This is a genomic window from Streptomyces sporangiiformans (assembly GCF_005768555.2).
Classification (GTDB): Bacteria; Actinomycetota; Actinomycetes; order Streptomycetales; family Streptomycetaceae; genus Streptomyces; species Streptomyces sporangiiformans.
In genome coordinates this window covers 34,361-54,141 of the sequence record NZ_VCHX02000083.1, presented here as the reverse complement: position 1 = coordinate 54,141, position 19,781 = coordinate 34,361, and the positions used below count along the sequence as shown (strand labels likewise).

16 protein-coding genes are annotated in these 19,781 nt (G+C 71.0%); 2 read left to right on the top strand and 14 right to left on the bottom strand.

The window, feature by feature from the left end; genetic code table 11:
* Positions 1-4: 4 nt before the first annotated feature.
* From FGD71_RS09040 to solA, 11 genes are all read right to left on the bottom strand, one after another.
* A complete protein-coding gene (locus tag FGD71_RS09040) occupies positions 5-670 on the bottom strand; it encodes a haloacid dehalogenase type II (protein ID WP_119099863.1) in 666 nt (221 codons plus the stop codon).
* A 56-nt stretch (positions 671-726) separates the two neighbouring features.
* Entirely contained in the window at positions 727-1,665 is a 939-nt protein-coding gene (locus FGD71_RS09035; RefSeq protein WP_119099862.1) for an aldo/keto reductase, read from the bottom strand.
* Positions 1,662-3,122, bottom strand: coding sequence for an aldehyde dehydrogenase family protein (locus tag FGD71_RS09030; protein ID WP_119099861.1), 1,461 nt, complete (start codon positions 3,120-3,122; stop codon positions 1,662-1,664). Before FGD71_RS09030 ends, FGD71_RS09035 begins: the two co-directional genes overlap by 4 nt.
* Entirely contained in the window at positions 3,119-4,072 is a 954-nt protein-coding gene (locus FGD71_RS09025) for a succinylglutamate desuccinylase/aspartoacylase family protein (protein ID WP_119099860.1), read from the bottom strand. Before FGD71_RS09025 ends, FGD71_RS09030 begins: the two co-directional genes overlap by 4 nt.
* 23 nt (positions 4,073-4,095) lie before the next feature.
* Positions 4,096-5,478, bottom strand: coding sequence for an aminotransferase class III-fold pyridoxal phosphate-dependent enzyme (locus FGD71_RS09020; RefSeq protein WP_119099859.1), 1,383 nt, complete (start codon positions 5,476-5,478; stop codon positions 4,096-4,098).
* Positions 5,475-6,341 carry an ABC transporter permease gene (locus FGD71_RS09015; RefSeq protein WP_119099858.1) on the bottom strand — a complete coding sequence of 289 codons (867 nt, stop codon included), beginning with the start codon at positions 6,339-6,341 and terminating at the stop codon, positions 5,475-5,477. The genes FGD71_RS09020 and FGD71_RS09015 overlap by 4 nt, the downstream gene beginning before the upstream one ends.
* Entirely contained in the window at positions 6,338-7,231 is an 894-nt protein-coding gene (locus tag FGD71_RS09010) for an ABC transporter permease (protein ID WP_119099857.1), read from the bottom strand. Before FGD71_RS09010 ends, FGD71_RS09015 begins: the two co-directional genes overlap by 4 nt.
* A gap of 3 nt (positions 7,232-7,234) precedes the next feature.
* Positions 7,235-8,374 (bottom strand): ABC transporter ATP-binding protein, encoded by a 1,140-nt coding sequence (locus tag FGD71_RS09005; RefSeq protein ID WP_119099856.1) that lies wholly within the window; start codon positions 8,372-8,374, stop codon positions 7,235-7,237.
* Complete coding sequence (locus FGD71_RS09000; protein WP_119099855.1) at positions 8,367-9,473, bottom strand: ABC transporter substrate-binding protein; 1,107 nt, start codon at positions 9,471-9,473, stop codon at positions 8,367-8,369. Before FGD71_RS09000 ends, FGD71_RS09005 begins: the two co-directional genes overlap by 8 nt.
* 81 nt (positions 9,474-9,554) lie before the next feature.
* Positions 9,555-10,622 (bottom strand): succinylglutamate desuccinylase/aspartoacylase family protein, encoded by a 1,068-nt coding sequence (locus FGD71_RS08995; protein ID WP_119099854.1) that lies wholly within the window; start codon positions 10,620-10,622, stop codon positions 9,555-9,557.
* Positions 10,619-11,758, bottom strand: a complete 1,140-nt coding sequence (gene solA / locus FGD71_RS08990; protein ID WP_119099853.1) for an N-methyl-L-tryptophan oxidase — start codon at positions 11,756-11,758, stop codon at positions 10,619-10,621. The genes FGD71_RS08995 and solA overlap by 4 nt, the downstream gene beginning before the upstream one ends.
* Positions 11,759-12,042: 284 nt before the next feature.
* On the opposite strand from solA, the gene FGD71_RS08985 reads away from it, so the two are divergent.
* Both FGD71_RS08985 and FGD71_RS08980 read left to right on the top strand, forming a co-directional pair.
* Positions 12,043-12,789 carry an IclR family transcriptional regulator gene (locus FGD71_RS08985; RefSeq protein ID WP_119100035.1) on the top strand — a complete coding sequence of 249 codons (747 nt, stop codon included), beginning with the start codon at positions 12,043-12,045 and terminating at the stop codon, positions 12,787-12,789.
* 338 nt (positions 12,790-13,127) lie between these two features.
* Entirely contained in the window at positions 13,128-13,871 is a 744-nt protein-coding gene (locus FGD71_RS08980) for an IclR family transcriptional regulator (protein WP_119099852.1), read from the top strand.
* 127 nt (positions 13,872-13,998) lie between these two features.
* Here FGD71_RS08980 and FGD71_RS08975 read toward each other — a convergent pair whose 3' ends face one another.
* From FGD71_RS08975 to FGD71_RS08965, 3 genes are read right to left on the bottom strand one after another with little or no spacing between them, the layout of a single operon-like run.
* Positions 13,999-15,438: an NAD-dependent succinate-semialdehyde dehydrogenase gene (locus FGD71_RS08975; protein WP_119099851.1), complete on the bottom strand. Its 1,440-nt coding sequence runs from the start codon at positions 15,436-15,438 to the stop codon at positions 13,999-14,001.
* A complete protein-coding gene (locus FGD71_RS08970) occupies positions 15,435-18,332 on the bottom strand; it encodes an FAD-binding and (Fe-S)-binding domain-containing protein (RefSeq protein ID WP_119100034.1) in 2,898 nt (965 codons plus the stop codon). Before FGD71_RS08970 ends, FGD71_RS08975 begins: the two co-directional genes overlap by 4 nt.
* A complete protein-coding gene (locus FGD71_RS08965; protein ID WP_119099850.1) occupies positions 18,329-19,597 on the bottom strand; it encodes an aspartate aminotransferase family protein in 1,269 nt (422 codons plus the stop codon). Before FGD71_RS08965 ends, FGD71_RS08970 begins: the two co-directional genes overlap by 4 nt.
* Between the last annotated feature and the right edge of the window lie 184 nt (positions 19,598-19,781).

Sequence of the window (19,781 nt, the reverse complement as noted above, 5' to 3'; positions counted from 1 at the left end):
GTCGTCAGCAGCCGAGCAGCTTCGGCAGGCCAGACAGGTCGGGCAGCTCGTCGTACGGCTGGTAGTCGGAGCTGCCCAGGCGGCCGTAGCGGTTGATCCACACCCGGCGCTTCAGGCCGAGGTCGCGGGTCGGGATGTGGTCGTACTCCCAGCCCTGGGCGGTGTGGATGACCTGGGACGGCTCGACGCCCATGGTCTTGAAGGCGTACTCGAAGGTCTGGCGGTCCGGCTTGTAGGCGCCGGCCTGCTGGGCCGTGATGACGTAGTCGAACTCGACGCCGATGTTCTCGACGTTCCGCGCGATCAGGTTGTCGTCCGTGTTGGAGATGATCGCGATCTCGTACTTGGTCTTCAGGGCGCGCAGCGCGTCCGGGACCTCCGGGAAGGGACCGAAGGTGGGCACGGCCTCGACGAGGGCGTCACCGTCGGAGTCGCGGTACTCCAGGCCGTGCAGGCGCATGGCGTTGCGCAGGCTGGAGTGCAGGATCTCGTGGTACGGGCGGTACGCCTCCAGGACGGCCTGGAAGCGCATGACGCGGAAGTCGTCGAGGAACTCGTCGACATCCAGGTTGTCCAGGTCCAGCCGATCCTCTAGGACCTTCAGGGTCGTGGGGCCGAGCTCGAAGTTGATCAGGGTCGCATAGGCGTCGAAGGTGACGATCTCTCGCATGATGTTCAGCCTCAGTCTCGCGGGTTTCAGGGTTTTCCAAGGGTTGGGTGGGGGCTTCAGACGACGCGTTCGCCGGGGGTGACGATCGCGTCGAGTGCGGCCAGGTCGGCCGGGTCGGGGATCCAGTCGGCCGCCGCCGCGTTGGCGGTGACCTGTTCGGGGGTCATGGCGCCGCAGATGACGGAGCCGACGGCGGGGAGCGCGGCCAGCGCGCCCACGGCGACCTGGAGGAGGGTGAGTCCTCGTTCGGCGCCGTACGCGGTGAGCGCCTCGGCCTTGTCGAGGGCCGCGTCGGTGAGCCAGCCCTGCCGCCAGGACAGCCGGCTGCCGGGCGGGGGCTCCTCGCCTCGGCGGTACTTTCCGCTGAGCAGGCCGTTGGCCAGCGGGTAGTACGGCAGGAGGCCGACGCCGTGGCGCAGGCAGGCCGGGATCAGGTCCCGCTCCACGCCGCGGTCGAGCAGGTGGTAGCGGGCCTGGGTGGAGACGAAGGCGTCGGTGAGGTCCTCGGCCGGGAGGTTGGAGCAGCCGATGTACCGGATCTTGCCCTCGTCCACCAGCTCCCGCAGGGCGGTGACGGTCTCTTCCAGCGGAGTCACGCCGTCCGGCTCGTGGTACTGGTACAGATCGATCCGGTCGGTGCCGAGTCGGCGCAGTGACGCCTCCACCGCGTACCGGAGGTAGGCACGTGCCCCGCGCGGACCGTACAGGTCCGCGTCCCGGCCCATTTCCATGCCGAACTTGGTGGCCAGCACGGCTTCGTCGCGGCGCCCCTTGAGGGCGGCGCCGAGGAGCCGTTCGCCGTCACCGCGCCCGGTGGCGCTCTCCCCGACCCCGCCGTACATGTCGGCGGTGTCGAAGAGGGTGATCCCGGCGTCGAGGGCGGCGTGGACGACGGCCTTCGTTCCGTCCTCGTCGAGGCGGGCACCGAAGTTGTTGCCGCCCACCCCGACCACCGAGACGGTGGGACCGCGCTCTCCGAGCGGGCGGTACCTCATGACCGGTTCCCGAACCCGATGCAGACGTTCTTCGTCTGCAGGTAGCTCGCCAGGCCTTCGAGGCCCTTCTCGCGGCCCCAGCCGCTGTGCTTGTAGCCGCCGAAGGGGAGTTCGACGCCGGTGCCGACGCCGGTGGCGTTGACGTAGACCTGGCCGGCCCGGATGCCCTCGGCGAGCCGCATCGCCTTGTCGATGTCACGGGTCCAGACGTAGGACGCGAGGCCGTACGGGCTGTCGTTGGCGATGTCCAGGGCCTCGTCGGCGTCGTCGAACTCGATGACGGTGACGACGGGGCCGAAGATCTCCTCGCGGGCGCACCGGGCGTCGTTGGTCAGGCCGGTGAGCACGGTCGGCTCGACGTAGTAGCCGTCAGCCAGGGCCGGGTCGGACGGCGCACGGCCACCGGCCCGTGCCACGGCGCCCTCCTCGCGGGCCAGGTCCAGGTAGCCCAGCACGCGGTCGCGCTGCCTGGCGGCGACCAGCGGGCCGACGTCCGGGTCGGTGAGACCCGGGCCGACGCGCAGTGCGGCGGCGTGGGCGGCGAGCTTGTCGAGGAACTCCTCGGCGCCGCGCTGGAGCAGCAGCCGGGTGCCGGCCGAGCAGGTCTGGCCGGCGTTGCCGAACGCGGAGGCGGCGACGGCGCCGAGGGCCAGGTCGAAGTCGGCGTCGGCGAAGACGACGACCGGGGACTTGCCCCCCAGTTCCGTGACGGAGGGGACCACGTTGGCGGCGGCGGCCTGGGCGACCTTGATGCCGGTGGGCACCGAGCCGGTGAAGGTGACCTGGTTGATGTCCGGGTGGCCGGCGAGGGCCGCGCCGGTCTCGCCGTCACCGGGGACGACGTTCAGGACGCCCGGCGGAAGGCCGCACTCCAGGGCGATTTTGCCGATCTCCAGCGGGGTGAGCGGCGCCTCCGGCGACGGCTTGAGCACCACGGTGCAGCCGGCCGCCAACGCGGGGGCGGAACCCCTCGCGGTGTTCTGCAGGGGGTAGTTGAAGGGGATGATCTGGCCGGAGACGCCGATCGGCTCGCGGACGGTGTAGTCGATGAGGCCGGGCCCGAGGGGGACCGTGGTGCCGCCGAGCTTGTCGGCGACGCCCGCGTAGAACTCGAAGTACCGGGCGGCGGCTTCGACGTCGGCCTTGGCCTGGCGCAGTGGCTTGCCGACGTCCTGGCTCTCCAGGCGGGCCAGCCGTTCGCCCTGGTAGCGGATGGCCTCCGCGATCCGGTAGAGGATGCGGCCCCGGTCGGCGGCGCGCATCCCGGCCCATTCGGGAGAGGTGAAGGCCGCGCGTGCGGCAGCCACCGCCTGGTCCACGTCCGCCTCGCCGGCCAGTGCCACCTGGGCGATGGCCGTGCCGTTCGACGGGTCGAGGACGGTGAAGGAGCGTCCGTCGGCGGCGGGGACCTGCTTGCCGTCGATGAGCAGCTCGGTCAGCTGCAGTTCGCCGGTCATGGTCGGATCTCCCCCAGGAGCTCGCCGAAGATGACGACCTCGTCGCCGGGGCGGACGGTGCGGATCCGGCGGACCCAGAGCACGATGCCGTCCTGCGGGGCGGTGACCTCTTCCAGCGTGTTGCCGTAGTGGTCGGTGATGGTGGCGATCAGGTCGCCTTCCTTGCAGTTCTCGCCCGGCTCGGCGCGGGCGACGAAGAAGCCGCCGGAGGCGGAGCGGGCGAAGGTGCCGGAGACGGTGGTGTAGGTGTCCCGCAGCTCCGCCTCGCCGTCGGTCATGCCGAGGCTGCGCAGGACGTTGCGGACCGAGTTCATGTGCGTCTCGACATTGGCCTCGCGGTAGGTGCCGCCGCCGACCTCGATGGTGATGGCGGGCTTGCCCGCCGCGAGAGCGGGGTGGCGGACCGTGCCGCCCCACTTGCCGCCCTTCCAGACCAGCTCGTGACCGGCCGCCAGCGCCAGATCGGTGGCCAGGTCCTCGTAGCCGCCCTGCAGGATGACCAGCGGGGCGATCTCGCCGTAGGCGCCGCCGGTGTGCAGGTCGACCAGGGCGTCGACGGCCGGCACGACCTGCTCGACGAAGGTGGCGGCCAGCCGCTGGGAGTACGAGCCCTCCGCGTCGCCGGGGAAGATGCGGTTGAGGTTGAGGTGGTCGATGCCGCTGGCGCGGGCGGCCGCCTCGAAGGCGGGGGTGTTCAGGCAGGGGATGCCGACGACGGTGCCGCGCAGGGTGGCCGGGTCGATCTCGGCGAGCACGCGCCGGACGGCCTCCTGGCCGTCGTACTCGTCGCCGTGTACGCCCGCGTCCACACACAGGACCGGGCCGTCCTGCTCACCGTTGACGACGATCAGCGGAATGCCGAGCTCCACGCCGTAGGTGCTGGTGCCGACCGGGATGAGGCCCTGGGCGCGCTCGCCGGGGGCGACGGTCAGCGGACCGATGGAGTACATGTGGTTCCTTCCCAATACGTGGATCAGATGCGGGCGGACGCCTCGGCGAGGGTGCCGGCGACGATCGCGGCGATACGGTCGAGCAGAGCGCGGTCGCTGATCAGCGGGGGCGCGATCTGGACCAGCGGCGCGGAACGGTTGTAGACACGGGCCAGCAGGCCGGCTTCACGCAGCCGGCGCGGGATCAGGTCGACGATCACATCGGCCCGGGCGCGGTCGCTGAAGCCGCCGCCGTCGAGGTCGCCGACGAGTTCGCAGGAGTAGAAGAACCCGCTGCCGCGGACGTCGCCGACGATCGGCAGGTCCGTGAGGGCCGCCATGCGTTTCGCCAGGACGTCCTGGAGACCGCGGACGTTGTCCAGGATCCGGTCCCGCTCCATGATCTCCAGGTTGCGCAGGGCGATGGCCGCGCTCAGCGGGTGCCCGGCGAAGGTGTAGCCGTGGTTGAGGACCGCGCCGGGCCGGTTGATGACCTCGGTGACCTTGGTGCTCACCAGGGTGGCGCCCATCGGGGCGTATCCGGCGGTGATGCCCTTGGCGACGGTGATCATGTCCGGGCGGGCACCGTACCGGTCACCGCCGAACCACTCGCCGAGGCGGCCGAAGGCGGTGATCACTTCGTCGGCGACGAGCAGGAAGCCGTACCGGTCGGCCAGCGCCCGCAACCCCTGCCAGTAGCCCTTGGGCGGGGTGATGCAGCCGCCCCGGTTCTGCACCGGCTCGGCGATCAGCATGGCGATCGTCTCCGGGCCCTCGGCCAGGATCTCGGCCTCCAGCTCGGCCAGCAGGTGCGCGGTGAAGGCGGTGTCGTCGGCGAACTCCGGTGCGAGGCCGAAGCGGCTGGTGTTCGACACGAACCGGGTGTCGATCGCCGGCGGGCCGTACGGGTCCGTCAGGCCGGGGTCGTCGGTGAGGGACAGGGCCCCGATGGTCAGGCCGTGGTAGGCGCCGCGCCGGGCGATGGCCTTGGTGCGGCCGGGTTCGCCGTTCAGGGTGTGGTAGCGGCGGGCGATCTTCCAGGCGGTCTCGACGGCTTCGGCGCCGCCGCCGGAGAAGAAGGTGTGCTCGATGTCGACGGGGGCGATCCGGGACAGCCGCTCGGCGAGTTCGATCGCCGGCGGGTGCGCGGAGCCGAGCCACAGCGGGCTGTAGCACAGCTCGCGCAGCTGCTTCTCCGCCGCCTCGGCGAACTCGGGGCCGTAGGAGTAACCCAGCTGGCAGCAGTACAGCCCCGACAGGCCGTCGATGTAGCGCCTGCCGTCCGCGTCCTCGACGTACGGGCCCTCCCCACGCCGGACGACGAGGAGGTCCTCGCCCTCGGGGCCGAGCGAACCGTTGGCGGTCATGTGCAGCAGCAGGTGCCGCTGAGCGGTGGCGGCGGTCAGCTGAGCGGTGGCGGCGGTCATACGGCCTCACCTCCCGGAGCGGCGACTCCTACCGTGTTCTCGACCGACAGCAGGGAGTCCTGCCGCCCGGAACCGAGCCAGCGCACCAGGGCCACCAGGCCGAGGGCGAGGATCGCGAAGGCGATGAGGATCGCGCTGACCGCGGTCACGCTGGGATCGATCTCGAAGGTCAGGGAGTTGTAGACCTGCACCGGCAGGGTGACGGTGTCGACCGAGGACAGGAACTGGGAGATGTAGAACTCGTCGAAGCTGGTGATGAAGGAGAAGATCGCCGCCGCGATCATCCCGGGCGCGGCGAGGGGGAAGGTGATCCGCCGGGCGATCGTCAGACGGCCCGCTCCCATGCTCGCCGCGGCATCCTCCAGCCGCTCGTCGATCCCGCGCAGCGTCGCGATCAGGATCAGCACCGCGATCGGCGAGGCCAGCACGGTGTGCCCGAGGGCGATGGCGATGGGGCTGCCCAGCATCGCGGCGGGTTCGAAGAGCAGGAACAGGCCCAGTGCGGTGACGATCTGCGGGATGACCAGCGGTCCGAGGACCAGGGCGTAGACCGCCGAGCGCAGCGGGAGTTCGCTGCGGGTCAGGGCGGTCGCCGCGGTCACCCCGATGATGAGGGAGAACACGGTGCTCAGGGCGGCGACCAGGGCGCTCAGGGAGAGCGCGGCCGGCCATTTGCTGCCGTCGGCGAACAGTGCCTTGTACCAGTTCAGCGTCCACACTTCCGGCGGGAACTGCGCGAAGGCGTTGTTGCTGAAGGAGGTGACGAGGATGACGACGATCGGCAGCGCCAGGAACAGCAGGATCACGGTGGCGACCGCTGTCAGGACGATCCGTCCGACGAGGGTGCTGCGCAGTTCCATCATGATGCGCTCCTCTTCCTACGGCTGGCGCCGAGCGAGGTGACGAGCTTGACCAGCAGCAGTCCGGCGAAGGTCAGCAGCAGCAGGATGACGCCCTGAGCGGCCGCCCCGTTCCACTGGCTCTCCTTCGTCACCTGCTGGTTGATCAGGGTGGCGATCATCGTCTGGTTGGGTCCGCCCATCAGGGCGGGGGTGATGTAGTAGCCCAGCGAGAGGATGAAGCTGAGCAGTCCGGCACTGGCAAGGCCGGGGGCGACCAGCGGCAGGTAGACCCGGCGGAAGATCGTCACGCGTCCCGCGCCCATGCTGGCCGCGGCGGCCAGCAGCCGCCGGTCCACACCGCGCATCACGCCGTACAGCAGCAGCACCGTGTAGGGGAGCATCATCGAGGTGGTGCCGATGACCACGCCCAACTCGTTGTAGAGCAGCTGGTACGGCGCCCCCGGTGCCGACATGCCGGCCAGGCTCTCGTTCACCAGGCCCTTGTCGCCGAGCATGATGATCCAGCCGTAGGTGCGCACCAGGGCGCTGATGAAGTGCGGCACGACCACGATCAGCATGGCCAGTCCGGCCCACAGGGGCTTGAGCCGGGAGATCGCGTTCGCCAGGAGGAACCCGAACACCAGGCTGAGCAGCGCCGTTTCGGCGGAAATCCGCAGCGTGGTGATCAGGACGGAGAGGTTGACCCCGGTCAGCGCGTCGGCGTACCAGTGCAGGGTGAGCGATCCGTCGGTGTTCTTCAGGCTGAGGAGCAGTGTGCTGAAGATCGGGTAGACGAACAGCACCAGCAGGTAGACGACGACGGGCAGCGCGTAGAGGATCCCGACCCGGGTCTTGCGCGAAGCCAGGAGCTTGCGCGGACGGGCTGGGGCGGTGGCGGTGAGGGCGGCCATGGCTCACCCTCCCTGTTCGCCGGCGAAGAGGTTGACGTCGTCCGGGTCGGCGGTGATCCCGACCCGCTCGCCGGCGACGGGACCGCGGCCGGCCGGTACTTCCAGGCGCAGCAGCGGCGCCTCCTTGCCGTCGATCCGCACCCCCGCGCGCACCAGGGTGCCCACATAGGTGGCGGTCTCGACCGTGCCGGTACAGAAGCCGTCGTCGTCGGCGCAGGCCCGCAGCCGGCCCGGCTGCACGGCGACCTTCACCTCGGTGCCGGATGCCAGCTGGTGGCGCCGTGCCTTCAGCAGGCCGCCGGAGTTGTCGAGGCGGACCAGGGTGTGCTCGTCGGTGTGCTTCTCCACGCGGCCGGGCAGGAAGTTGGCCGCGCCGAGGAAGTCCGCGACGAAGGGAGTCCTCGGCCGCTCGAAAAGCTCCCGCGGGGTGTCGAACTGCTCGATCAGGCCGTTGCGCATCACCGCGATGCGGTCCGACATGACCAGCGCCTCTTCCTGATCATGCGTCACATAGATGACGGTCAGGCCGAGTTCCTGCTGGATGGACTTGATCTCGACCTGCAGCTGGTCTCGCAGCTTCTTGTCCAGCGCGCCCAGCGGCTCGTCCATGAGGATGACCGGCGGGCGGTAGACCAGCGCCCGGCACAGGGCGACACGCTGCTGCTGACCACCGGACAGCTCGCGCGGCTTGCGCCCGCCGAACCCGGACAGGCCGGCGATCTCCAGCGTCTCCCCGACCCGCTTGCGGATCTCGGCCTTGGGCACTCCGCGCAGCGTGAGCGGGAAGGCGACGTTCTCGCTGACCGTCATGTGCGGGAAGAGCAGGTACTGCTGGAAGACGAAACCGAGGTTCCGCTTCTGCGGCGCGAGCCGGGTCACGTCACGGTCCCCGACGGTGATGGTGCCGGAGTCGGGTTCGCAGAACCCGGCGATCATCATCAGCGTCGTGGTCTTGCCCGACCCCGAGGCGCCGAGGAAGGTGACGAACTCCCCGGCCGCGATCTCCATGGACGCCTCGTCGACGGCGACGACGTCCCCGTACGTCTTACGCAGGGCCACCACCGACAGCGACTTGCCGGTCGCGGTGGCCGGCTTACCGCCGGCCACCTTGACAGACGGTGCGGCGATACCGAACTCAGCCACGAGCCCACCCCAGCCAGCGCTTGGTGACAGCCGCTTCGTTCTTCAGCCACCAGTCGACATCCGCGTCAAAACCCTTGTCGTAGTACTTCGGCGCACCCGCGAGAGCGTTGCGCTCGTCCTCGGAGAGCTTGGCGTAAGCCACCGGAGAAGCCGGGTTCGACGGGAAGGCCTTCGCCAGCGCGGCCTGGCTCTCCGCCCGCAGCGAGAAGTCCATCAGCTGGTAGGCGGCATCCACGTTGGCCGCGCCCTTGGCGATGGCATAGCCCTGGAACTGGCGGCGCATGCCGTTGAGCTGCCGCTCGACCGGGACGCCCTGCTTCTGCAGATCGGCGATCCGGCCGTCCCAGACGGTGGACATCGTGACCTCCTCGCGGCTGAGGAGCACGCCGGGGAGCGGGCCGCTGTCCCAGAACTTCTTGATGTTCGAGCGCAGCCGGGTCAGCACCTTGAACGCGCGGTCCACATCCAGCGGGTACAGCTTGTCCATCGGGACACCGTCGGCGAGCAGCGCGAACTCCAGCTCAGGCAGGTCACCGTCCGGGTGGACCATCGCGCGGGCACCCTTGAACGCCTTGGTGTCCCAGAAGTCCGCCCACGACTCCGGCTTCTTACCGCCGAAGGCGTCGGTGCGGTACGCGATGCACTGGCCGTAGAAGCTGTGCCCGATGGCGTGGTCGGTGATCTGGGCCTCGGGGATCTTCGCGCTCTTCACGCTCTTGACCCGCTCGGGGTCCAGCGTCTCCAGGGCGTCCTGCTTGACGTACTTGGTGTGAGACATCATCGAGTTGTTGATGAGGTCGCACTGCGGACGGCCCTGCTTGATCTGCGCCAGCAGCGGAGCGTCGTCCAGGTTGAGCACCTTCACCTGGATGCCGGTCTCCTGCGTGAACGGCGTGTAGATCGCCTTCTGCAGGGCCGCGCCGTAGGAACCGCCGCTGTCGCGGACGACCACCGTCTTGCCGTCGGCCTTGGCGCTGCTGGAACCGGACCGGCTGGTGCCGGTGCCGCAGGCGCTGAGGGTGGTCGCGGCGGCGACGCCCGCCGTGACCCCGCCTATTCCTCGCAGGAACAGTCTGCGGTCTATTCGGGCATCTTTCATGGTGTGCCTCCTGGTGGTGCCGGCCGCGAGAAGGGGAGCGGCTGGGGAAGGGGGAAAGGGGAAGGGGGGCTTGAAGGGGGTCTAGGTGCGGGGACCCGCCTCGTCGGATCCGGCACCCGTACCGGGGGTCCGGAGGGTGTCGGGGCGCGCGGCCGTGTCGGGGTCCCACGGGACGGCGAGGGCGGCGAGTTCGGTGCCGGGGGCGACGGTGAGGCCGTGCATGCCGTAGAAGATCCGCCCGCCGGCCGGTGCGTGGACCGTGTGCTCCGTGCCGTCGGCCGGGTCGATGATGCGGCCGAGGACGTCGCCCTCCGCCACTTCGCCGATGACGTCGGCGTCGAAGGAGAACTCCGGGTACCACAGGCCGGTGGCCTCGGCGGTGGCACCGGCGGACCAGACCCACTCGCGGATCGGCGCCGGGGCGGAGTCGTCCGGGTCCAGCACGCCCAGGTGGCGCAGCGCCCGGAACAGGCCGTCGACGCGGCGGCGGGCCGTTGCCCCGTCACGCTGCCCGAGTTGGCCCACCTCGACGAGTACGGCTGAGATGCCCCGGCGGGCGGCGGCCGCGTGGCTGTTGCCGCCGTCTGCCTTCAGTCCGAGGATGACGTCCTCGATGCCGAAGGAGCCCGCCAGTTCGGCCGTGGCCTTGTCGAGGTCCGGGTCACCGGTGAGGCGGTAGCCGACGAAGTCCCGCAGGACCTGGTCGATGCCGCCACAGTGCAGGTCGATGTAGACGTCGGCGCCGTCGACGAGGTGGGTGAAGAGCCAGGCGGCCAGCCGCTCGGTGGGGCCGCCGGCCGGGTCGCCGGGGAAGACACGGTTGATGTTCACACCGTCGGCCGGGGAGACGTTGAGCCGGCCCTGGTACACGGCGTTGGGGTTGGCGACCGGACAGATGATCACCTGTCCGCGCACCTCACCGGGTTCCAGCAGGCTCGCCAGGCGCGCGACGGCGTCGATGGGCGTGAATTCGCCGCCGTGCACGCCCGCGGTGATGACGACCCGAGGGCCGGGGCGGGAGCCGTTGACCAGGGTCAGCGGAATGTCCGCGGTGAGGGTGCCGAGGTCGGCCCGGACGGTGCCGCGGGCCTTGGTGCCGGGCTCGGCGTGCAGGTCGCGGACGGAGAGCGTGGCGTCGTTCATGGTCATGCCTCCGTACGGCCGACGGTGGAGATGAAGTCGATGGGCTGGGGCGAGGTGCCGTCCAGCGCCAGGTCGGCGGCGATGTCGCCGAAGGCGGGCGAGAGCTTGAAGCCGTGGCCGGAGAAACCGGCGAGCAGGATCACGTTCTCGGCGCCGGGCAGGGGGCCGACCAGGGGGCGGCTGCTCTCGGTGTAGCCCTCCATGTAGACGGAGAGACGGGTCGGGTCCGGGTGCAGGTCCGGCATGTGACGCCCGATCAGCTCGGAGAAGATCTCCAGCTCCTCGGGCCGCACCGTCCGGTCCAGCTGGTTCGGGTCGCCCGCCGGCTGGTGCAGGGCGCGGGAGAGGCCGAGCTTGACGGAGATGCCGTCCGGCGAGGGCAGGCCGTAGCAGTGGGTGGGCGCGGTCCGGATGAACGCCGGGCGCTCCTCGCCGAACCAGGCCTCGGGGGTGGTGGGCACGTACCAGGCGCTGACCAGGCGGCGGACGTCCACCTCCCACGGCAGGTCGGGCAGCAGGTCGTTGACCCAGGGGCCGGGGGTGACGACGGCGGTGTCGAAGCGCTCGCTGCCGGAGTCGGTGCGGATCTCGACGCCGCCCGCGACGGGGACGATCTCGCGGACCGTGCTGTAGCGGCGGATCACGGCGCCCAGCTGCTCGGCGCGGCGAGCGGCGGTCTGGATGGTCAGCTCCGGGCGGATGAAGCCGGCGCGACGGTCGAGCACGGCCGCGTCGCCGTCCTCGATGCGGTACTGCGGGAAGCGCTTCGCGAGAATCTCGGCATCGAGCACCTCGTGGTCGAGGTCGTGCTCCGCGATGGACTGCAGGACGGTGGCCATCTGGTGGTGTCCGGTCGGCCCCATCAGCAGACATCCGGTCAGGCGGCGCAGCTCACGGCCGGCCTCCTGCTGCAGCTGCTCCCACAGGGCGTCGGCGTGCTTGAGGAGCGGGACGTAGCGGGAGTCCTCGAAGTGCGCGCTGCGGAAGATCCGGGTCTCACCGCCGGCGGCACTGCGGTCGTGGCCGGGGGCGAACCGGTCGTACCCGACGACCTCGGCACCCCGGGCCGCCAGCCGCCAGGCGGCCTGGCTGCCCATTGTTCCGACGCCGACGACGGCGACGCGCTTCCTGGCAGCTGACACAGGACTTTCCTTTCGTATCGCCGAGGCGCATGCTGGGCGCCCGACGTGAGGCTGGTCGATTCAAGGTGGTTTGAACGGGGGCCGGGCCCTCTCTCAGGGCTCTCGGCTCGCAGCCGCCGTGTCTCGCGGTGCCGGCTCACTTCTGCGGAGTCTCTTCCGCTGAGCCGTGCCACATTGTGGAACGCTGTGCTAGAATCTGGCACGAGAATGACAGCGGCTCGATGGGGAGTCAAGAGGGTGTCCATCAGAGATTCCGAGGATTAACAGGGGGAAACCGGATGGAAATGAAGAGCGTGACCAGGTCGCTGCGCATCCTGGAGGCGGTCGCCCAGCATCAGCCGGTCACTGTCGGGGAGTTGACGAAACTCTTCGGCCTGCCGAAGTCGACCGTGCAGCGCACCCTGGTCACCTTGGCGGAGGCGGGCTGGCTGCGCGCGAACCGCAAGGACACCACCCGCTGGGAGATCGGCGCCCGGGTGCTGGCCGTACGACCCGCCGCCCTCCAGGGATCCAGCCTGTTCGCCGCCGCCCGCGAGCCCATGATCCGACTCCGGGACGCGGTGAACGAGACCATCCACCTGTCGGTGCCCGACGCGCTGCAGTGCATGGTCGTGGTGGACCGCGTCGACTGCGACCACCCCGTACGGACCTTCCACAGCATCGGCGACACCTCACCGCTGCACGCCACCGCCGTGGGGCGCGCGATCCTCGCCCAGCTTCCGAAGCGGGACGTCGAGGAACTCATCGCCCAGGGCCTGGAGCGCTTCAGCGACACGACCCCCGCCGACCCCGACGAACTGCGCGCCGAGCTGGACCGGATCCGCACCGACGGCTACGCGATCAACCGGAATCATTACCGGCCGGGCGTCTGCGCCCTCGCCGCCCCCGTGCTCGACGAGAGCGGGACACCGCTGGCCGCCGTGGCGGTCTCGATGCCCGACTCCCGGTACGACGCGGACCGGGAGTCCGAGTGGGGCGACCGCGTCGCCGGCGCGGCAGAGGAGATCAGCGGACGCCTACTGGGCGGCTAACGGAAGGCGGTGGCCCAGGAGGGCCCCGGACCGGCGAGGGCCGGCTTGCACGCGTCGGAGCGTGCGGGCCGGCCCTTGCCGCATGTCAGGGCAGCCGTCGCCCCGGGCCCGGCCGGGGGAGGTGCCGGGCCCAGGGCGGCCGCCCCGCGCGGCACGGCGGGGCGGGGTCAGGGCGCTCCCGCCGTTCATCGCCGCGAAGGTCATCGGATCCACTCCTCTCCATGCCATATTGTGGAACACCGTGCTAGAATCCGGCACGAATCATGCCCACGGCTCCGGAAGGGAGTCAAGAGGTGAGCACGACGAAGCCATGCGACTGACGGGGGCCCCGGATGGAAATGAAGAGCGTCACCAGGTCACTGCGCATCCTGGAGGCGGTCGCCCGGCATCAGCCCGTGACCCTGGGTGAGCTGACGAAGCTCTTCGGCCTGCCGAAGTCGACCGTGCAGCGCACCCTGGTCACCCTGGCGGAGGCGGGCTGGCTCCGGGCCAACCGGAGGGACACCACGCGCTGGGAGATAGGCGCCCGCATCCTCGCCGTACGACCCGCCGCCCTCCAGGGATCCAGCCTGTTCGCCGCCGCCCGCGAGCCCATGATCCGACTCCGGGACACGGTGAACGAGACCATCCATCTCTCGGTGCCCGACGCGCTGCACAGCATGGTCGTCGTCGACCGCGTCGACTGCGACCACCCCGTACGGACCTTCCACACCATCGGCGACACCTCACCGCTGCACGCCACGGCTGCCGGGCACGCGATCCTCGCGCATCTCCCGAATCCCGAGGTCGACGAGTTCGCGACGGGCACGTTCGAGGGGTACGGCGAGGAGACCATCACCGACCCCAAGGAGCTGCGCACGGAGCTCCAGCGGGTCAGGGAGCGTGGCTACGCCGTCAACCACAACCAGTACCTCCAGGGGGTCTGCGCCATCGCGGCATCCGTCCTGGACGGTGACGGCGTCCCGCTGGCCGCCGTGGCCGTCTCCCTGCCGGACTCCCGCTTCGAGCCCGGCCGACTCGCCGAGCTGGGGCAGCTCGTGACCGAGACGGCGGCGGAGATCACCGCGCGCCACCTGCGCTGAGGGCGGGGGCTTCGGGCCGGCCCGCGGCGGGGCCGACCTGGACCCGTGCCCGGCCAGGAGGGCTGAGCGGCCGGGCACGGGGTGGCCCGCGGTGCGCGATGCGGCGTATGTCAGGGCAGGACCGCCGTCATTGCACGGGCACCGCGAGGTACTGGTACTCAAGGAACTCGTCGATCCCGACCCGGCCGCCCTCGCGGCCCAGCCCGGACTGCTTGACGCCGCCGAAGGGGGCGGCCGGGTTGGAGACGAGGCCGGTGTTGAGGCCGACCATGCCGACCTCCAGACGCTCGCTGACCCGCAGGGCGCGGTCCAGGCCCTCGGTGAAGACGTAGCCGACGAGGCCCCAGGGGGTGTCGTTGGCCCGGCGGATCACCTCGTCCTCGTCGTCGAAGGTGAGGATCGCCGCGACCGGGCCGAAGATCTCCGTGTCCATCAGGCGGCTGTCGGAGGCGACGTCCATGAGCACGGTCGGCGGGTAGAAGCAACCCGGCCCCTCGGGCGTACGGCCGCCTACGAGCACCCGGGCGCCGCGCTCCACCGCGTCGGCCACCAGTTCCTCGACCTTGGCCCGTCCGACCCTGTCGATCAGCGGGCCGACGTCGACGCCGTTCCGGGTGCCGGGGCCCACGACCAGCGCGCCCATGCGCTCGGCCAGGCGCCGCCCGAACTCCTCCACCACGGAGCTGTGGACGAAGAAGCGGTTGGCGGCGGTGCAGGCCTCGCCCATGTTGCGCATCTTGGCGACCATCGCGCCGTCGACCGCCTTGTCCAGGTCGGCGTCCTCGAAGACGATGAACGGCGCGTTCCCGCCCAGCTCCATCGAGGTCCGCACGACCGCCTCCGCGCTCTGGGCGAGCAGCAGGCGTCCGACGTTGGTGGAGCCGGTGAAGGAGAGCTTGCGAATCCGCCCGCCGCGCAGGAGCGGTTCGCACACCTCCCCCGCACGGGAGGTGGTGACGACGTTGAGCACGCCGTCCGGCAGCCCGGCCTCCTTGAGGATCGCGGCGAGAGCCAGGCTGGACAGAGGGGTCTGCGGGGCCGGCTTGAGGATCATCGTGCAGCCGGCGGCGATCGCCGGGCCGATCTTGCGGGTGCCCATGGCCAGCGGGAAGTTCCACGGAGTGATCAGCAGACAGGGGCCGACCGGGCGGCGGGAGAGCAGCATGCGGTTGCGGCCGTCGGGCAGGACACCGTTGCCGCCCTCGATACGCACGGCCTCCTCGGAGAACCAGCGGAAGAACTCGGCCGCGTACGCCACCTCTCCCCTGGCCTCGGCCAGGGGCTTGCCCATCTCGGCCGTCATCAGGTGGGCCAGCTCATCGGTGCGCTCGACGATGATCTCGTACGCCCGGCGCAGGATCTCGCTACGGACCCGCGGCGCCGTACGGGCCCACTCCTCCTGCGCCTGGACGGCCGCCTCCTCGGCGCGCTGGGCGTCCTTGGCGCCCGCGTCGGCGACATGGCAGAGGATCTCACCGGTCGCGGGGTCGTCCACGGGCATGGTGGCGGCGTCCGCGGCGTCCGCCCAGGCCCCGCCGATGAACAACTGCGTGGGTGTGTCGGTCATGGGGTTCCTCCTGGTTGATCGGCGGTGGGGTCGAGCAGCAGCTCCGCGAGGTGCAGGGCCCGGATGCCCCGGTCACCGGCGAGGTGGTCGATCTGGGTGGCACAGCTGAAACCGTCGGCCACGACGACCGTCGGCATGTCCTGGTCGATGCCGTCGAGGCGTGGCTTCAGAGCCAGGTCGGCGACGGCCATCGAGGTGTCGTAGTGCTGCTCCTCGAAGCCGAAGTTCCCGGCGAGTCCGCAGCAGCCCTCCGCCTCGTCGACCTTCTCCACGCCGAGGCGGCCGAGCAGGTCGCGGGGGTGGCGGCCCTTGAAGGTGGCGTACTCGTGGCAGTGGGTCTGCAGGACGACCTGGTCCGGCAGCTCCGGCGGGGTCCAGTCCGGCGCGGCCAGGTCGGTCAGGGCGCCGGTGAAGGTGTGGACGCGGGCCGCGACGCGCTGGGCGGCGTCGGTGCCGAGCAGTTCGGGCACGTCACGCTTGAGGGCGGCGGCGCAGCTGGGTTCGGCCACGATGATGGGCCGGTCGTCGCCGTTGTCCAGGTGGGCGACCGTACGGGCCATGACGCGGCGCGCGGTGGACAGCTGGCCGGTGCTCACCCAGGTCAGGCCGCAGCACAGGCCGTCCTCCGCCGTGCAGGGGATGCCGGCGTCGGCGAGCACGCGGCTCGCGGCGCCCGCGACCTCGGGGCGGAAGGCGCGGGTGAAGCTGTCGACGAAGAGCAGGGCCTTCGCCTGTTCACCGGACTTCGCGGCGCGCAGGACCTTGCGCAGGGCGCGCCGGGAGGCGAAGGCCGGGATCCTGCGCTGTGTGGTCACGCCGCCGAGCCGGGCAAGCAGCTTGCCGACCGGTCCGCGCAGCAGCGCGTTGATCGGGCGGGCGGCGAATCCGGCCAGGGCCGAGGTCAGCGGCAGCCAGCCCAGCGAGTAGTGGGAGCGGGGCCGGATCCTGCCCTTGTAGTGCTGGTGCAGGAACTCCGCCTTGTACGTGGCCATGTCGACGCCGACCGGGCAGTCGCTGGAGCACGCCTTGCAGGACAGGCACAGGTCGAGGGCGTCGCGCACCTCCGTCGAGCGCCAGCCGTCCTGGACGAAGTCGCCCCGCACCATCTCCTGGAGCAGCCGGGCCCGGCCCCGGGTCGAGTCGTTCTCCTCTCCGGTGGCCCGGTAGCTGGGACACATCACGCCGCCCGCGTCGCTGCGGCAGCGGCCGACGCCGACACAGCGGCGTACCGCACCCGCGAAGCCGTCCTCGTCGTGTGGGAAGGAGAAGAGGGTCTCGACGGGCAGCACGTCGGAGGGCGTGTGCAGCGCGAGGTCGGCGTCGAGTCGGGCCGGGGCCACGATGACGCCGGGGTTGAGCAGCCCCTCGGGATCGAAGATCTCCTTGAAGGCGGCGAACGTCTGGATCATCCGGTGGCTGTACATGACCTCCAGCAGCTCACCACGAGCCCGCCCGTCCCCGTGCTCGCCCGACAGAGAGCCGCCGTGCGAGACCACGAGCGCGGCCGCCTCGCCGAGGAAGCGGCGGGTCGCGGCCCGGCCGGCATCCGTGGCGAGGTCGAAGTCGATGCGCACATGGACACAGCCCGCACCGAAGTGGCCGTACAGCACCCCGGTCAGGCCGTGGGAGGACAGCAGCTTGCGGAAGTCCCGCAGGTAGGCGGCCAGGTTCTCGGGCGCGACCGCCGCGTCCTCCCAGCCCGGCCACGACTCCCCGCCGTCCACCAGACGGGCGGCGAGCCCGGCCCCGTCCTCGCGGACCCGCCACAGCGAACGCCGCTGGGCAGGACTCTGAACGACCCGTCCGCCGGTCATCCGGCCCTGGGCCTTGAGCACGTCGAGCAGTTCGGCGGCACGGGCGTCGACCGCCGCCTGGTCGTCACCGTCGAGTTCGACGTACAGCCAGGCCCGCCCCTCGGGCAGTCCGGTCACGGAGTCCGGGCCGCGGCGGGCGCGCATCGTGGCGACGATGGCCTCGTCCATCCCCTCCACGGCGGTGGGGTTCCAGCGCAGGATCTCGGGGACGTCCTCGGCGGCGTCGACGACGTCGTCGTAGCCGAGCGTCAGCAGCGTGGAAGCCTGTGCGGTCGCCACCAGGCGGACCGTCGCGGCGGTGACGACCGCACAGGAGCCTTCGGTGCCCACCAGAGCGCGGGCCATGTCGAAGCCGTGTTCGGGCAGCAGGTGGTGCAGTTGGTAGCCGGAGACCTGACGGGGAACGCGGCCCAGCTCGGTGCGGATCGGCGCCAGGTTGGCGTCGATCAGACGTCGGACGTCCGCTCTGAGGCGGGCGACACGCCGGACCGCGTCCGTGTCGTTCGGGTCGGCCGCGCGCAGGCCCTCGCCGTCGGCGACGGCTCGCACGCCGTCGGCCGTCACGATCTCCAGCGCCTCGATGTGCGTACTGGTACGCCCGTGCCGCACCGACCGGTTTCCGCAGGCGTCGTTGCCGATCATGCCGCCGAGGGTGCAGCGGCTGTGCGAGGAGGGGTCGGGGCCGAAGGTGAGCCCGTGCAGGGCGGTCGCGCCGCGCAGCGCGTCCAGGATCACCCCGGCCTCGACACGCGCGGTGCGCGCCACCGGGTCGATGTCCAGGATCCGGTTCATGTACCGGGAGAAGTCCAGGACCACACCCGGTCCGACCGCGTTGCCGGCCATGCTGGTGCCGCCGCCACGCGCGGTGATGGGGAGGCCCGCCTCCCGGCAGGCCCGCAGCACCGCGCTCACGTCGTCGGCGGTACGGGGGAACACCACGGCCCTCGGCGGGACCCGGTAGTTGGAGGCGTCGTAGGCGTAGGGACCGGTGGAGCCCGGGCCGGTCTCCACCCGCAGGCCGGGAGCGGTCCTGGTGAGCCGCGCGACCAGCGGCTCCAGGGCCGTGGTGGTGTCCGTCATCGCCCTGCCGCTCCCGATGTGCCGGCCTCCACCGCGGTCGCCCACGCCTGGAGGCCCTCGTCCACCGCCGTCTCGTCGATGACGAGTGCCGGGATCATGCGTACGACCTGGTTCCAGGCGCCGCACAGCAGCAGGAGCAGTCCCTCGTCGACGGCGGCTCGCTGCACGCGGGCGGCGGTCTCGGGGTCGGGGCTGCCGTCCTCGGTGACGAATTCGCTGGCCAGCATCAGCCCGAGGCCCCGCACGTCGCCGATGGCCGATGTCCGGTCGGCCACCGCCTCCAGGCCGTGACGCAGCCGCTTGCCCATCGCGTCGGCGTTCTCGACGAGCTTCTCGTCGCGTACGACGTCGAGGGTGGCGACGGCCGCCGCGCAGGCCACGGCGTTGGCGCCGTACGTACCGCCCTGCGATCCCGGCCACGCCTTGCGCATCAGCTCCTCGGACGCGGCGATCCCGGAGAGCGGGAAACCGCTGGCCAGCCCCTTGGCGGTGATGAGGATGTCCGGGGTGACGCCGAAGTGGTCGTGGCCCCAGAACCGGCCCGTGCGGCCCACGCCGGTCTGCACCTCGTCGAGGATCAGCAGGAAGCCGTGGCGGTCCGCCCGCTCGCGCAGACCTTCCAGGAAGGCGCGGTTCGCGGGCACGTATCCGCCCTCACCGAGCACCGGCTCGACGATGATCGCGGCCGTGTCGTCGGGCGAGGAGATCGTCTGGAGCGTGTAGTCGAGCTCCTTCAGGGCGAAGCGGGTAGCGGTGTCCTCGTCCCAGCCGTAGCGGAAGGCCGACGGGAAGGGGGTGACGACCACGCCGCTCATCAGTGGGGAGAAGCCCGACCGGAAACGGGTGCCGGAGGTGGTCATCGAGGCGGCGGCCACCGTGCGGCCGTGGAACCCGCCGTGGCAGACCAGCACGTTGGGGCGGCCCGTGGCCTGGCGGGCCAGCCGCAACGCAGCCTCCACGGCCTCGCTGCCGGAGTTCATGAAGAACAGGCTGTCCAGTCCGGACGGCAGCACTTCGCCCAGCTTCTCGACGAGGCGCCGCAGCGGCTGGTGCATGACGGTCGTGTACTGGCCGTGCACCAGCGTGCCCACCTGCTCCTGGGCCGCCGCCACGACCTTGGGGTGACAGTGCCCGGTGCTGGTGACGCCGATACCGGCGGTGAAGTCGAGATAGCGGCGGCCGTCCTCGCCGTACAGGTGGACGCCCTCGCCCCGGGCCGCCACCACGGGCGTGGCCTGGCGAAGGTGCGGCGACAGTGCGGTCATGTTCGTCTCCCGGCGCTGTAGTGGTCCTCGTATACGTGGTGTGCGTGTACGTGATCTGCTCCGTCCTCCCGAGCATCTCCCCTGCCGCGCACGGCGACACCGCATGATGTGTCCAGCCAGGACACGGCCTTCGGACGTTGTGTCAACCGCTCGGGGCGATGACGTGTGATCCCGCGCCGCTGGA